Genomic DNA, 14,741 nt, shown 5'->3' with positions numbered 1-14,741 from the left:
CTTGCGTTACTTGTGGCCGCCGCCGCCACTGCTGAACCCGCCAAAGGAGCCGCCCGAGCTGGACGAGCGGCTGCGGTTGTTCAGACACTGCTGGTATTCGAGACTGGCCGGGCCGAAGGTGCTGCGAATCTGGTCGCAGTTGTCGGCGCTGCAGCGGCTGATCAGCAGCACGACGAACAGCAGCAGCACCAGCAGGATGAGGACCCCCGCACAGCCGAGGCCGCCCTTCCCGCCGGCCACCGGCGCCGCATCCCGCTGCAGCGCGGTGCTGCGCTGCGGATCAAGGCCGAATGCCTTGGCGATCACCTGCGCATCCAGCACCTCGCCCGCCGACCACGTCACCTCGCCGTTGCCGTCCGGGCCGGCGGTCTGCTCGCGGCCGAGGCGCTTGTGGCGGTTGGCGCCTTCGCCGTCGTAGTCGGTGACCTGCACCAACTCCTCGCGGCGGATGCGCCAGTAGAACTCGCCGAGGACGTGCACCGTCTTCGCGCGGTAGGCCCAGCGCTGCTGGTACCGGGCGCCAGCCCAGGCCGCGGTGTCGCCCTGGACGACGGGCACGCCGGTCAGCGGCTTCGCCCAGCTCCAGCCGTCCTCGCTGTCGACCAGGAAGACGAAGCCCTCGGTCGGGTGGAACAGCAGGTACTCGCGCCAGAAGGTCTGCTCGTCGCCGTCCCCCGGCGCGGGCAGGTCGCAGCGCTCCAGGTAGCCGACCACCTGCCACGGCAGCGACTTCGGCGCCCCGAGCTGGAGCGTGCCGACGCTGCCGAGCGGGATCTGCGGCTCGGTGACCGCGTTCTGCGCGAAGTGCGCGAGGTCCGCCCCCACGCCCTGCGAGACATCGACCACCGCCTTGCACTGGCCGCAGGTGACCGACTGCGTGCTGTCCAGCCGGATCTCCAGCGAGGCGCCGCAGCTCGGGCACTCGATGCTGCGCCCGGCCAGCGTCTTCTCGCTCGGGCCGTCGCGCAAGCCACGCAGCGCCAGATCGGCCAGCCGCACCCCGCGCCCGACCGACCAGCGCGGCTGCGCGGGGTCGCTGTAGTCGAGCGTGCCGACCTCGTTGCGGCTGTTGCGCAGGTCGGCGATCAGGAAGCTGCCGGCGAGCGTCGGCGGCCAGGGCAGCTCGCCCTGCGCGGCCTGCACCGTCGCGGACGTGACCGAGGCGACGTCCCAGGCGAGGCCCTCGATCTGGGCACGCTGGCCGGGGAAGAGCGTGGCCGCCTGCGGGACGCGGTCCTTCAGCGGCGCCTCGAAGGCGAAGACGTAGGCGCCGTTGTCCTCGGACAGCCAGCCGCTGCGGCCGTTGGCGAAGAGCGCGTGCCACTCGTTCCAGCGGCCATCGGCATAGGCCAGCTGCAGGCGGCCGAGCAGCGTGAAGGCCTCGCCCTGGAAGACGCCGCTGGCGCCGAGTTGCAGCGGCGAGTGGTCGTCGAACAGCTCGGCGCTCTCGCCGATGCGGCGCAGCGCGTCGCCCTCGCGCACCAGCGTCGAGCGGCAGAAGCTGCACACCGCGCTGGCCGACGCGGCCGAGCGGAACTCGACCGTGCCGCCGCAGTTCGGACACGCGGCCCGGTAGGCCCGCCAGGCGCCAACCCCCTCGGCCACGTCAGACCAGCTTCTTGAGCAGCTCGGTCTTCTTGGCGCTGAACTCGTCCTCGGTGAGGATGCCCTTGGCCTTCAGGTCGGCGAGCTTTTCCAGCGTGGCCATGACCTCGTCGGGTTTCATCGCCACGACCGGGGCGGGCGCGGCTGCGGCTGCGGGCGGCTGCAGGCCCTGCTGCATCGCCTGCGCCATCGTCTGGCCCATCACCATCCCGGCGCCCAGGCCCATCGCGTCGCCGGCCAGCCCCCCGCCCTGCCCGGCGTTCTCGGCAAACTTCGGGATCGCCTGTCCGGTCTGGTACTGCATGAACTGGCCCATGTTCTGGCCGATCATGCCCATGCCGATCTTCTGGTCGAGGATCTTCTGCAGCTCCTCCGGCAGCGAGACGTTCTGCAGCGTCACCGTCTCCAGGCTCAGGCCGATGCGCGTGAACTCGGGCGCCACGGCCGCTTTCAGCTGGGCGGCGAACTCGGTCTGGTTGGCCGCCAGATCAAGGAAGGGGATGCCGGACTGCGCGACCGCATCCGAGATGTGCTGCAGCAGGAAGCCGCGCAGCTGGCCGTCGAGTTCGGCGGCGGTGTAGACCTCGCGCGTGCCGGAGATCTCCTTCAGGAACAGCCGCGGATCGGCCACCCGGTACGCGCTGTTGCCGAAGGCGCGCAGCCGCACCATGCCGAAGTCCTTGTCGCGGATCGTCACCGGCTGCTGCGTGCCCCAGCGCTGGTCGGTCTGCAGCCGGGTGCTGAAGAACCAGACGTCGCTCTTGAAAGGCGAGGCGAACAGCTTGTCCCAGTGCTTCAGGTTGGTCAGCAGCGGCAGCGTCTGCGTCGTCAGCGTGTGGCGGCCGGGTCCGAAGACATCGGCGACCTGGCCCTCGTTGACGAAGACCGCCATCTGCGACTCGCGCACGGTCAGCACCGCGCCGTTCTGGATCTCGTTGTCGGCCATCGGGTAGCGCCAGGCCAGCACCCCGTCGCCGGACTCGCTCCACTCCAGAACGTCGATGAACTGCTTCTTGATGAAGTCGAACAATCCCACGGCATGCTCCTCGTCCACGGCGCGCACCCGTCGTGCACACCCCCTGCGCCCGCACTATGGCACACCGCCCGCACCGCGCCCACACCGCAGGCGCCACTGCAGGCGCCACGACTCGTAACAGAAACGGGTATTCAGCAATACCTTTTCCACCCTCCAGGGGAGAGGAAATCCGGCGGCTCCTCGCTACAGTGAACCTCGACAAAACACCAAGACGCCGCTGAGCGGGAGGCCATCGATGGACAGCATCCGGGAGCGCACCAGCACCGTGTCTCTGCAGGCCGATCTGTTCGGCAGCAGCACGCAACCTGCACAGATCGTGGAGTTGCAGATCGTCGGCGAACGGCTCCAGATCCGGGGGGAGTCCTTCACCCAGCAGATCCCCGCCCACCAGATCCGCTGGCCACGCACGGGAGACGGCGGCATCTGCCTGCTGGAACTCCCCGATGGGGCGCTGCTGCACTGCCGACCTGATCCGCTGCTGCGGCAGTGGAGCGAAGCCGGCCGCACCGCCCGGACACCCTGGCGCCGCACCCTGCGCCATGCTGGCCTGGCGCTGGCAGCCGCAGCGCTGGTCTGGGCCGGGCTGCCGGTCGCGGCCGAATCGCTGCTGACGCAGGTGCCCGGCCAGATCGACCGCCATGTCGGGCAACGGCTGCTCGACCGGCTGGATGCCCAGTGGCTGGAACCCAGCACCCTGCCCCCGCAGACCCAGCAGGCCTGGCGTCGGCGTCTGACCGATGACGTCGCCCAGACCTGCCCCGCCGTCCGGCTGCCGGTCTGGAACCTGCAGTTTCGCCATGGCCATGGCGAACACCGCAGCACGGGCGCCATCGGCCTGCCCGGTGGCACGGTCGTGCTGCTCGACGAGCAGCTCGGTCGCAGCACGCTCCAGGCCCTCTGCAGCGAACTCGGGCAACTGCAGCAGCGCCAGGGCATGCGCACGCTGGCCCGCAACCAGCCTGTCTCGCTGCTGATGGGCGTGGCCTTCGACGACTTCAGCTCGACCGTGGCGGTGGCCTGGCCCGTGCTCGCACAGCACCTGCCCTTCGCGGCACTGACCGGCATCCCGGCCGGCACCTCCGGGACCCGCATCGCCCGCCGCTGAGCGGCCAGCTTGCGCATCCTCAATTCTGATGACGACAGGTGGCAACAGGCCGCCTAGATTCGGCGACCTTCGTCTCGCCTTTTTCGATTTCTGAATTTCCAGGAAGCCGCGCCCCATGTCCGACAAGAACGCGAGCCTGCAGCTCGCTGGCGTCACCAATCTGAGCCTGCTGGCACCCGTCAAGCCGGGGTTCGTCGACAGCTTCGACACGCTCACCCTGGTCGCCCGCCTGCAGCAGGTGCTCGCCACGCTCAACGGCATCCGGCAGGCGGCGCGCGAATCGTCGGTGCCGCTGTCGCCGTTTCCCGATCCGGTGGGACGCTTCGACATCGTCCACTTCTTCCGCTTCTCGATCGTGCCCCCGGATGCCGAGGCCCAGGCGGCCGGCTCCCTGCGCCACCGCCTGCTGCTCAGCGTGACCTTCGATGGCGGCTGGGAGCCGTACATGCGCGTCATCTGGCGCGACCTCGGCACCCTGCTGGACCTGATGCTCTGCCACTGCGAGGGCTATCCGCTCGCCCACGCCAGCACCTGCGAGGACTACCTGCGCTGGGTGCGCGCCAACGAGGTGAAGGGCGGCTTCTTTTACGCCGAGTCGGCGACGACCGTGCTCGACCAGCGCCGGATGAAGGCGCTGGTCACGCCCCAGGGACTGCTGCCCCCGACGGTCCACAGCCTGGCGCAGTGGCAGCAGATCGCCGAACACCGCCTGACAGCCGCCGAACGCCACGGCATCGGCACCACCGCGCTGCGGGCCATCCGCAGCTTCCATGCGCTGAAGAACAGCTTCCCGGACAACCCCGCGGGCGACGAAGGCATCCTGGTGCGCGGCATGAACGACGTGCTGCGCGAGGTCCGCGCCATCGGCCTGGCACGGTTGCTCCCCGCGGACGATGGTTTGCGCACGCTGTACCGGCCGGTGATCGAGTGGTTCGACCGGACCGGTGCCAGCGGCGCGACTGCGCAGTCCCCTGCGGCGGCACGGCTCGACCTGGGCAAGGTGCAGGGCGGCATCCTCAGCAGCCCGGCCGACACCACCCACGGCGCGCTGGTGCTGCTGCGGGTGACCAATGCCGCACAGGCCCTGGACGCCCTGGCCCGCTGGCCCGTGTGCACCGAGGCCGACGCCGCACAGCCCCCGCGCATCCGGCTGACGGTCGCGCTGACGCTGCAGGGCATGAAGGCACTGCACCTGCCGGCCGCGCTGCTGGACCGGCTGCCGCAGGAATTCATCGAAGGCATGGACGCGCGGGCCGGCGTGCTCGGCGATCTGTACGGCCAGCACCCGGACCGCTGGCAGCCCCCGCGGACCCGCGGGGCGGTCGGCACGTCACCGGCCCGCATCGCGCTGTCCACGGTGCATGTGGTCGTGCAGCTGCGCGGCGCCTTCGGCCAGGGCCACCGGCCCGTGCCGGCAGGCGAGGTCCACCCGGGCCTGGGCCCGGACATCGAGCGCCTGCAGGCGCCCGGCACCGGACTGAAGGTGCTGGCGGTCGAAGCGATGCAGCGCAACACCGCCGGCCCCGGCAGCACGCGGCCGAAGGACCACTTCGGCTTCCAGGACGGCTTCAGCCAGCCCGTCCTCGCCGCGGGCACGCCCGCCACACGCTGGTCGGACACCGTGGCGCCGGGCGAGCTGCTGCTGGGCCATCCGAACGACCGGGGCGATGCCCGCGTGCCGGCCGCACCAGACGCCCTGCTGGACAACGGCAGCTTCCTCGTGGTCCGCAAGCTGGCCCAGCAGGTGGACCGGCTCGACCAGCTGCTCGATGCGCAGGCCCGGGCACTGCGGGTCCTGCACGGCGCCGAGGCACCGGATGCCGCAACCCTGCGCACCCTGATGATGGGCCGCGCCCCGGACGGCACACCACTGGCCAGCCCGCCCGCCCCCGCCGACCGGCCCAACGACTTCAACTACGCGGCGCCGGATTCGCCGCTGCCGACCGAGCGGCTGTGCCCCTTCCAGTCGCATGTGCGGCGCGCCAATCCGCGCACGCCCGCACCCACCGGCGCGCCGATCCCGCGCATCGCCCGCCGCGGCATGTCCTACACCGACGCCTCGGGCGAGCGCGGCCTGTTCTTCATGGCCTACAACGCCAGCATCGCCGAGCAGTTCGAGGTGATCCAGCGCTGGATCAGCGGCGGCAACAGCACGGGGCGCCTGTCCTGGCAGAGCGACCCCTTCCTGGGGGTACCGGTCCCGGGCACCGCGCGCACCTTCCAGTTCACCTGGCGGGACCAGCCGATGTCGATCGACCTCGGCAGCGCGCCGCTGGTCGAGCTGCGCTGGGGGCTCTACCTCTTCGTGCCCTCGCTCACCGCGCTGCGCAGCATGCGGCACTGGGCCGCGACGCCCGTGCAGGCACCGGTCGCCGCGGCACCCGTTCCGCCCATGCCACCCACCGACTTCGCCACCTGGAAACGCCGCATGGAAGACGCCACGCTGCGCGAGCCGGCCTGGGCCGCCGTGCGGTCGCAGCCGGGTGGTGTGCTGCGCACCGACTACGGCGTGCTGGTCGGCAGCAAGGCCGCGGTGATGGAGGTGTTCCTCGACCCCCGGCAGCGCTACTCGGTGCACGGCTACGGCGAGCGCATGCGGGCGTCGGTCGGACTCGGCTACCTCGGCCAGGATGGCGACACCGGCCACGCCAGCACGGCGCCCGCCGTCAACGCCGCCATCGAGCAGATCCGCGAGGACCAGGCCTACGACGAGACCTACCGCCTTGTCACCCAGCGGTTGAGCACCCTGCGCACGGCGCTCCCGGCACGGGAAGCCGCGGCCGGCGTGCCGGTCGATCTGCCGGAGTTGTGCGAGATGGTGATCGGCCAGCTCTGCACACGGTGGTTCGGCCTGCCGGACCCGGCGGGCGACTACATGACCGTCGGCCCGTGGAGCACCGAGTCGCGCACCACGCCGACCTGCCCCGGGCACTTCGTCTCGGCCTCGAAGTTCGTCTTCTCGCCGCGCCCCAGCGAGACGGTGCGCCAGCATGGCCGCCACCAGGGCCGCCTGCTGCGCGAGGTGGTGACCGAGTTCCTGCGCCTGGCACCACCCGCGGCCTTCGGCCCGCTGACCCGGGACATCGTGCAGGCACTCGGCGACGGCCAGGTCACCGCCGCGAACGCGGACCTGCTCGGCCGCACCGTGACCGGCATCCTGCTGGGCTTCGGGCCGACCGTGCTGGGCAACCTGCGCACCGTCCTCTACCGCTGGGTGAGCGACCGCAGCCTGTGGGACCTGCAGGCCGCGCTGCGCGATGCCGACGGCCCGGCCCCGCACGGCTACATGCTCGCCAACGCCACGCTGCGCAAGCCGCTGGTGGATGCCCTGCTGGCCCGACCGACCCCGGAAGTGGTCTGGCGCACGGCCCGCGAGGACCACACGCTGCAGGGCGTGGAGATCCGCGAGGGCGACCGGCTGATCGTCGGCATTGCCTCGGCCACCCAGGCCGATCTGGCGGCGGGCGTGCGCGACATCTACACCGTCTTCGGTGGCAGCCGCACCCCTGGCGACTGGGCAGGCGACGCCGCGCCGCTGCACGCCTGCCCGGGGTACAGCATGGGCATGGGCGTGATGCTCGGGCTGTTCGGCGCCCTGCTGGATGCCGGCACCCTGCGCGCCACCAGTTCGCCGAACACGCTGGTGCTCAGCGGATGAGCGTGCGCAGCGCGCGGGCCTGGGCGAGGTGCCACGGCATGGCCATGGTCTCGAACGCGGTCTCGGCCGGATCCAGCCATTGCCGGGCACGCGCCGGCGCGTCGAAGGCCCAGGCGACGCGGGCCGCCGTCCACTGCGTCACCGCGAGTTCGTGGGCCGAGTCGCGGGCGTGGGCCACGCGCAGCGCCTGCGCCAGCCCGCGCTCGGCACGGGCCTGATCCCCCTTCGTCGCCGCGGCCCAGGCCATGGCGCGCGCCGCCATCGCCCCACCCAGCAGGTCACGCTGGCGCCCGCGCTGCAGCGCCCGCGCGGCGTGGAGCCGCGCTTGCGGCACCCGGTCCATGCCGACCAGCCCATCGGTCAGCCAGCCATGGTTGAGCGACTCGAACAGGCCGCCCTCGCGCGGTGCCAGCCATGCGGTGGCATCGACCACGCCCTGCAGGGCGGATTCCGAGCCATCCAGCATCCACTGGGCATAGCCGCCGGCCGCCCGGCTCATCGAGAAGGAGAACAGGCTGCGCACCTGCTCGCCGATCCGGTAGGCCTCGGCCGCCGTCTGGCGCGCCTCTTCCCAGCGGCCCTGCCACAGCAGCACCGCCGCCCGCCAGCCACGGATCGACGCGCCAACCTCGTGCACCGTGTCGCGCACGACATCGAGCGCCTCGTCGAACAGGGCGCTCGCCTGGGCAAAGTCGCCCCGATCGCCCTGCACCGCCGCCAGACAGGTCAGCGTGTAGGCCAGCCCGACCGCAAGCCGGTTGCCGGAACGGTGGTGGCGCTTGATGTCGGAGGCCTCGCGCAGCAGGCGGATCGCCGGCTCGTAGTCGGCCGATGACGCCAGCGCCTGCCCGAGCGTGGCGCAGATCTGCACCTCCAGCGGCCCGTCGCCGACCTGGCGGGCCAGCGCCAGCGCCCGCTCGCCGTGGATCACGCAGGCGTGCGATTCGCCCAGTGCATAGTGCAGGTAGGCCAGCCAGTAGAGCGCCTTGGCCTGCACTTCGGCGTCGCCGAGCACATCCGCCAGCTCCACCGCGCGCCGGAACAGCACCAGATCCTGCCGCGACGCGTCGAACACGCAGGCCAGCGCGAGGCGCTGCGACAGGCGGATCCAGTACAGCCGCCGCTCGCGTGACGGCGGCATCTGGTCGAGGGCCACCAGCGCGGCGCGGTACTGCAGCCGCGCCCGGTCCAGCGACGAGGCGGCCAGCGCCTTGTCGCCAGCCAGTTCGGCGAACCGGGCGGCCAGATCGGTCTGACCGGCTGCACCGTAGTGGTAGGCCAGCACTTCGAGCGACTCGTCCGAATCGCCCGGCGGGCGGTGTTGCTGGATGGCCTGGGCGATGCGCAGGTGCATCGCGCGGCGCTCGTGCATGCCGACCGAGTCGTAGATGACATCCCGGGTGATGCCGTGCTTGAAACGCAGGGTCTCGGCGCGCTCGCCGGGGAAGATGAAGTCGAGTTCGGCCAGCGCCCGCACCAGCGGGTGGTCGCCGCCGCAACCGGTGACCAGCTCCAGCAGCCAGGTCGGCACGACGTTGCCGATCACGGCCGCGGCCCGCAGCAGCTCGATCTGGGCCTCCGGCAGCCGCGACAGCCGCGACTCGATCAGGATGTCCAGCCACGCCGCGCCGCCATGGGGCCGTCCGACCGGGTGCTCGCCATCGGCCTGCGCCATCGAGTGGCACAGCTCCTCGATGAACAGCGGGTTGCCGCCCGCGTAGCGCTGGATGTTGACCGCCTCGAACGGATCGATGCCGGGCAGCAGGTGCTGGACCGTCTGCACGGCCTCGGCATCGCTGAACGGCAGCAACTGCAGCGCCTCGGTCCCGAGCAGGTTGCGATCGGACGGCGCCAGCTCGCGGGCCGTGAGCAGCACCAGGATCGGCCGGTCGGCGATCGACCGCACGGCCGTCAGCGCCTGGCGCGAGGCCTCGTCGGCCCACTGCCAGTCGTCCAGCGCCAGCACCAGCGGCTGCCGCGCGGCCAGCGCCGCGACCAGCGCGCGCAGCGCCGCGACCAGCGCATCGGCCACCAGCCGCCTGGGCGGCGCACCGAACACCGCCGCCGGGTCCGGCAGCGACAGCGCCCGCAGCAGCACCGCCCGGTGCTCCGCCAGCGCCGGGTCGATCTCGTCGAGCCGACGCCCGATCTCCGCAGCCGCCTGCGCCGGCGCCTGGCCATGGCTCAGCGCGAACAGTGCGCGCAGCACCTGCAGGAAGGGCTGGAACGGTTCGGCGCTCGCCGTGCTCTCGCAGTCGCCGCGCAGCACCCGGCAGGCCGAAGCCGCCTGGCGTGCCAGGAACTCCTCGACCAGCCGTGTCTTGCCCACGCCAGCGGCACCCAGTACCGCCAGGCTCTGCGGACAGCCGGCCCGGGCCTGCCCGAGCCGCTGCTCCAGCGCCTCCAGCACGTCACCACGACCGATGAACGGCAGCAGACCGCGCCGACGCCGGGCCAGCTGGCGGCCCGTTTCACCGGCGCGCCCGAGAATGCGGTACGCAGACAGCGGCTCGGCCCGGCCTTTCACGGGCACATACAGCAGCGGGCTGGTCTCGAAGTAACGGAACTCCGGCCCGAGCGTTTCCTCGCTGACGAGGATCTCGTCGCGCCCGGCCTCGTCCGACAGCCGGGCGGCGAGGTTGGGCACCGTGCCGAGCAGCTCGAAACGGCCGCGCACCAGATCCCCGTCGTCCACCAGCACCAGCCCGGAATGGATGCCCGAGTGCAACGCCAGCGAGGCGCGCGTGCCTGTGCCGACCTCCGGTGCCATCGCCCGCACGACCGCGTGCAGCTCCAGCACCGCCTGCGTCGCACAGCGGGCATCGGCTTCGCCCGTCGACGGGTAGCCGAAGATCGCCAGCGCGCCGTCCCCTTGGATGCGCACGACCGTGCCGCCATGCCGACCCAGCACCTCGGTACAGGCATGGCGCAGATCCGCCAGCATCGCGGCGTACCACTCCGCCTCCATCGATGCGCCCAGCCGCGTGGAGTCGCACAGATCGGAAAACACCACCGTCAGATAACGGCGGCGGGCTCCTCCGGAAGTTTTCAGAGTGTCTGCAATCTGGTCATTCATGTTGTCCCAACACATTCTTTTCAGAAGTCTGCACCGACGGTTGCCCATGGCTGCAGCACGACCATGTCCGCAGTGCCACGGCCATCCATTGCATTTACTCAATCTCCAAACATGTGAAAAAACGTAAAAACCAGCGGGGGATCACATCCGTGATTTCCGTCACGCAAAACAAGGCGCCGCTGTACCTTCCATGACCCATTTACCTGCCAGCACTTCGCCGACCTTGCTGGGACTGCGACCGATCCGCCTGCTCGCGGGCCTCTCCGACGAAGCCCTCTCGGACATCGCGCAAGCCGCACAGTTCACGCGGTACCGACGCGGGCAGACCATCATGACCCGGGAAACCCATGAACGGGACCTGTGTCTGATCAGTGCCGGGCGGGTGCGTGTGATCATGCTTGCGCCCAGCGGCCGGGAAGTTCGCTTTCGCGACATCCAGGCGGGAGGGGTCTTTGGCGAAATTGCCGCACTGGACGGCAAGCCGCGCTGCGCGACGGTCCTCGCGCAGGAGGACACCCTGATCGCGCGCCTGGCACCGGACGCACTGGGACCTTTGCTGCAGCGGCACTGGCCCGTGTGCGAGCGCCTGCTGCGCGGCCTGGCCAGCGCCATGCGGGACCTGACCGACCGGGTCTACGAACTGAGCGCACTGAACGTGCAGCAGCGCCTGATCGCAGAATTGCTGCGGCAGGCCACCCCCGCGCACGACGGTGAGGCCCGCGCCTGGATCGACCCTGCACCGCGCCACACCGATCTGGCCGCCACCATCGGCACCAGCCGCGAGCAGGTCAGCCGCGAGCTCGCGGCGCTGGCGCGGGATGGGCTGGTGCAGCGCGACGACGACCGCTTGTGCCTGACCCTGGTGGACCGACTTTCGGACCGGCTGGCCGGACTGGCGACGACAGACTGAAACAACTAGATGCGAATTTTGCGTGTGTTTTGTCACGCATCGCCGGAAGTGGTGGCTTCTAGACTCCCTCCGTCAATGACCCGGACGGAGCCCGCACGTGACCCAAGCGCCGACAGGTCCCCTGACTGCCACCACACTGTCGCCTGCGTCAGATCTGGCCGCTCCGGGTGGACTGGCCAATATCCTCGCCGCCACCCGCTTGCTGCTGGGTGCATGGGATGCAACGCTGAACCAGTGGGGAAGCACGGCAACGTCCGGCCCGGTGCTGACGCCGGAGCAGGCGCTGCAGGCCCAGGCACTTCGGCGCGCTGCACTGCCGGCGTCGGACGGTGCAGATGCCGCGTTTCGCCATGCCCCTGACGCAGCCAGCCCGCCCGCGCAAGCCCATGCCCAGGCCGCCCCGGCTGCGCAGGCCACTCTGAGTGTGCAGATGCTCGATGGCCTGCAGATCTGGGTCGGATCCTCCCAGGTGCTGGACCTGCCACGGGGCAAGGCGCGCGCGCTGCTGATGTACCTGCTGCTGCACCGTCGGCGGCCGACCTCGCGGGCGCGGCTGTGCACCCTGTTCTGGCCGGAGGCCGATGCCGCGGCGGCACGGAACAACCTCAACGTCATCCTGCACCGCGTGCGGCGCCAGTTGCACGACCCGGGCCTGCTCCAGTGCAGCGACGACGGCTACCAGATCGTCACCGCCGGGGAGATCTGGCTCGACGTCGAGCAGTTCGAGCTGCAGGCCAACCTCGGCGAGCAGGCCGACATCGCCGGCCTCACCGCGCAGGCCATCGCCCACTACGAGGTGGCCGCCACCCTCTACCGGACCGACCTGGTCGACGAGAGCGAGCACGAGCGGGTGCTCATCGCCCGGTCGCAGCTGCTGCGGGACCAGCTCAACCAGGTCCTCGGGCGCCTGTCGGGGCTGCGCGAGGACCGGAGCGACCTGCACGGCTGCCTGCGCACCACCCAGCGCCACCTCGGTCTGGACGAGTGCAACGAGGCCGCGCACCGCCGGCTGATGCGCTGCTACGCCCGCCTCGGTCAGCCGCAGCTCGCCGAGCGCCAGTACCGGCAATGCGTGGCCACGCTGCGCCGCCAGCTCGGCTTGAACCCCGACGCCGAGACCACCGAGCTGTACCGCCGCATCACGCGCCGCGAGAGCATCTGAACCCTGGAAACGGCCGCATGGACGCGGCCTTCAACAACGTCCGCGCACTTAATCCGGAGAGTCGATCCGCTTAATCACCCACGTAATCGTGTAGCCATCCAGCAGCTAATGGTGGACTTCTACAGTCATCTCCATCGACAGAGCAACGACAGGTCTGCCGATACCAAGCAACCAACGTCTCCAAGGAGTTCATCATGGCCAATCCGTTTGCAATCGATTTCGAAGAAGGTTTCCCGGTCTTCAATATTCCGGCAACTGCCACGGCGACTGTCACCGAAGTGGGAGCCGGTGGCGTATTTCCACCCGTACCCAACCCGATCGCCTGTATCCGCCGAACCCAGGATTGGGGAGTGCAGGTCACTTGGGAAACCAGCGGCTCAATGGGCTGGTTCATGGGCGGTCAATGGGATGTGAAGGTTTATCTCGAACAAATGGGATCCGGCGAAGTCAGCACGCTTCCCGGCAGCACCGTCTCGACACCGCTGGTCGCCGCAGATCCATGTACCTACACCGTCAATCTGGCCTTCCCACCTGCGAGCGCGCCGCCGGCCGGTGCCTACAAGATTGCCGTCACCGTGACCATGCAGGGTCCGGGTGGGGTTCCCGGTCCGGTCGCCGGCACCGGTGAAGGCCCGCTGCTGCAGTTCTACGACACGCCGTTCTGATCGATCCATTCGCGTCATCGCGGCCAGCGGCCGCCGCCCTGGGAGGGGCGGCGGCCGCTCTCGCATTGCAGCCCGGTAAAATCAGCGGCTGCATTCGCGCATGCCGCGCGCCCCAATTGCCCATCGAGTCCGACCATGCCCCACTCCCAGTTCACGCCCCTGACCGCCCTGTCGCCGCTCGATGGCCGCTATGCCGCCAAGGTGTCCGCCCTGCGCCCGCTGCTGAGCGAGTTCGGCCTGATGCACCGCCGCGTGCAGGTGGAGATCGAGTGGTTCATCGCACTGTCGGACGCCGGCTTCAGCGAGTTCCCGGCGCTGTCCGAGGCTGCGCGCGGCCTGCTGCGCTCGCTCGTCATCCACTTCAAGGAAGAGGACGCGCAGGCGATCAAGGACATCGAGAAGACCACCAACCACGACGTGAAGGCGGTCGAGTACTGGATCAAGCGCCGCATCGCCGGACACGCCGAACTGGAGCGCATGGGCGAGTTCGTCCACTTCGCCTGCACCAGCGAGGACATCAACAACACCAGCCATGCGCTGATGCTGAAAAGCGCGCGTGACGAGGTGATGCTGCCGATGCTGGACAAGGTGATCGCGAAGATGACCGCGCAGGCGCAGCAGTTCGCCGCCGTGCCCATGCTCAGCCGCACCCACGGCCAGACCGCCAGCCCGACGACCGTCGGCAAGGAGATCGCCAACGTCGTGGCGCGCCTGAAGAACGCCCGCGCGCGCATCGCCGACGTGAAGCTGCTGGCCAAGATGAACGGCGCGGTCGGCAACTACAACGCCCACCTGTCGGCCTATCCCGAGCACGACTGGGAAGGCTTCAGCCGCAACGTCATCGAAGGTGCGCTCGGCCTGACCTTCAACCCGTACACCATCCAGATCGAGCCGCACGACTACATGGCCGAGCTGTTCGACGCCTTCACGCGCGTGGACACGATCCTGATCGACTGGTCGCGCGACGTGTGGGGCTACATCTCGCTGGGCTTCTTCAAGCAGAAGACCAAGGAAGGCGAAGTCGGCTCATCGACCATGCCGCACAAGGTCAACCCGATCGACTTCGAGAACGCCGAGGGCAACTTCGGCCTGGCCAGCGCGCTGCTGACGCACCTGGCGCAGAAGCTGCCCGTGAGCCGCTGGCAGCGCGACCTGACGGATTCGACCGTGCTGCGCAACATGGGCGTGGCGCTGGGTTATGCGCTGCTGGGGTATGACAGCCTGCTGCGCGGGCTGGACAAGCTGGAGCTGAACGCCGCGGCGCTGGCGAACGACCTGGACGACGCCTGGGAAGTGCTGGCCGAGCCGATCCAGACGGTGATGCGCCGCTACAGCCTGCCGGAGCCGTATGAACAGCTCAAGAAGTTCACGCGCGGCCAGCCGATGACGGCGGAGCTGATGCGCGGGTTCGTCACCGATCTGGCGCTGCCGCAGCACGAGAAGGACCGGCTGCTGGCGATGACGCCGGGGAGCTACACGGGGATGGCGGCGGCGCTGGCGCGGCGCATCGGCGGCTGATCGACG

At 70.1% G+C, this 14,741-nt stretch carries 9 protein-coding genes; 6 read left to right on the top strand and 3 right to left on the bottom strand.

All coding sequences use genetic code 11. The annotated features are described in order from the left end of the window. Positions 1–6: 6 nt before the first annotated feature. Both BDD16_RS10460 and BDD16_RS10455 read right to left on the bottom strand, forming a co-directional pair. A complete protein-coding gene (locus BDD16_RS10460) occupies positions 7–1,605 on the bottom strand; it encodes a DUF4178 domain-containing protein (RefSeq protein ID WP_179633894.1) in 1,599 nt (532 codons plus the stop codon). Position 1,606: 1 nt separating this feature from the next. Further along, the gene (locus BDD16_RS10455; RefSeq protein ID WP_179633893.1) at positions 1,607–2,641 is read right to left on the bottom strand and encodes an SPFH domain-containing protein; all 1,035 of its coding nucleotides are present in this window, start codon (positions 2,639–2,641) and stop codon (positions 1,607–1,609) included. 235 nt (positions 2,642–2,876) lie between these two features. On the opposite strand from BDD16_RS10455, the gene BDD16_RS10450 reads away from it, so the two are divergent. Both BDD16_RS10450 and BDD16_RS10445 read left to right on the top strand, forming a co-directional pair. Continuing rightward, positions 2,877–3,746 carry a DUF7092 domain-containing protein gene (locus tag BDD16_RS10450; RefSeq protein ID WP_179633892.1) on the top strand — a complete coding sequence of 290 codons (870 nt, stop codon included), beginning with the start codon at positions 2,877–2,879 and terminating at the stop codon, positions 3,744–3,746. A 115-nt stretch (positions 3,747–3,861) separates the two neighbouring features. Next, positions 3,862–7,404: a Dyp-type peroxidase gene (locus BDD16_RS10445; RefSeq protein WP_179633891.1), complete on the top strand. Its 3,543-nt coding sequence runs from the start codon at positions 3,862–3,864 to the stop codon at positions 7,402–7,404. On the opposite strand, the gene BDD16_RS10440 is transcribed toward BDD16_RS10445, so the two are convergent. Continuing rightward, positions 7,394–10,414, bottom strand: coding sequence for an ATP-binding protein (locus BDD16_RS10440; RefSeq protein ID WP_179633890.1), 3,021 nt, complete (start codon positions 10,412–10,414; stop codon positions 7,394–7,396). The two genes, BDD16_RS10445 and BDD16_RS10440, sit on opposite strands and share 11 nt — an antisense overlap. 256 nt (positions 10,415–10,670) lie before the next feature. On the opposite strand from BDD16_RS10440, the gene BDD16_RS10435 reads away from it, so the two are divergent. The 4 genes from BDD16_RS10435 (at position 10,671) to purB (ending at position 14,735) form a co-directional block, all read left to right on the top strand. Then, on the top strand, positions 10,671–11,390 hold the full coding sequence (locus tag BDD16_RS10435) for a Crp/Fnr family transcriptional regulator (protein WP_179633889.1): 720 nt from the start codon (positions 10,671–10,673) through the stop codon (positions 11,388–11,390). A 97-nt stretch (positions 11,391–11,487) separates the two neighbouring features. Further along, entirely contained in the window at positions 11,488–12,552 is a 1,065-nt protein-coding gene (locus BDD16_RS22985; RefSeq protein WP_179633888.1) for an AfsR/SARP family transcriptional regulator, read from the top strand. 194 nt (positions 12,553–12,746) lie between these two features. Next, positions 12,747–13,217, top strand: a complete 471-nt coding sequence (locus BDD16_RS10425) for a hypothetical protein (RefSeq protein ID WP_179633887.1) — start codon at positions 12,747–12,749, stop codon at positions 13,215–13,217. A gap of 135 nt (positions 13,218–13,352) precedes the next feature. Continuing rightward, positions 13,353–14,735, top strand: a complete 1,383-nt coding sequence (gene purB, locus BDD16_RS10420; protein ID WP_179633886.1) for an adenylosuccinate lyase — start codon at positions 13,353–13,355, stop codon at positions 14,733–14,735. Positions 14,736–14,741 lie beyond the last annotated feature (6 nt).

Origin of the sequence: Sphaerotilus montanus (assembly GCF_013410775.1) — a bacterium.
Classification (GTDB): domain Bacteria; phylum Pseudomonadota; class Gammaproteobacteria; order Burkholderiales; family Burkholderiaceae_C; genus Sphaerotilus; species Sphaerotilus montanus.
The sequence above is the reverse complement of the archived record's forward strand: the minus strand, read 5'-3'. Positions and strand labels throughout refer to the sequence as shown.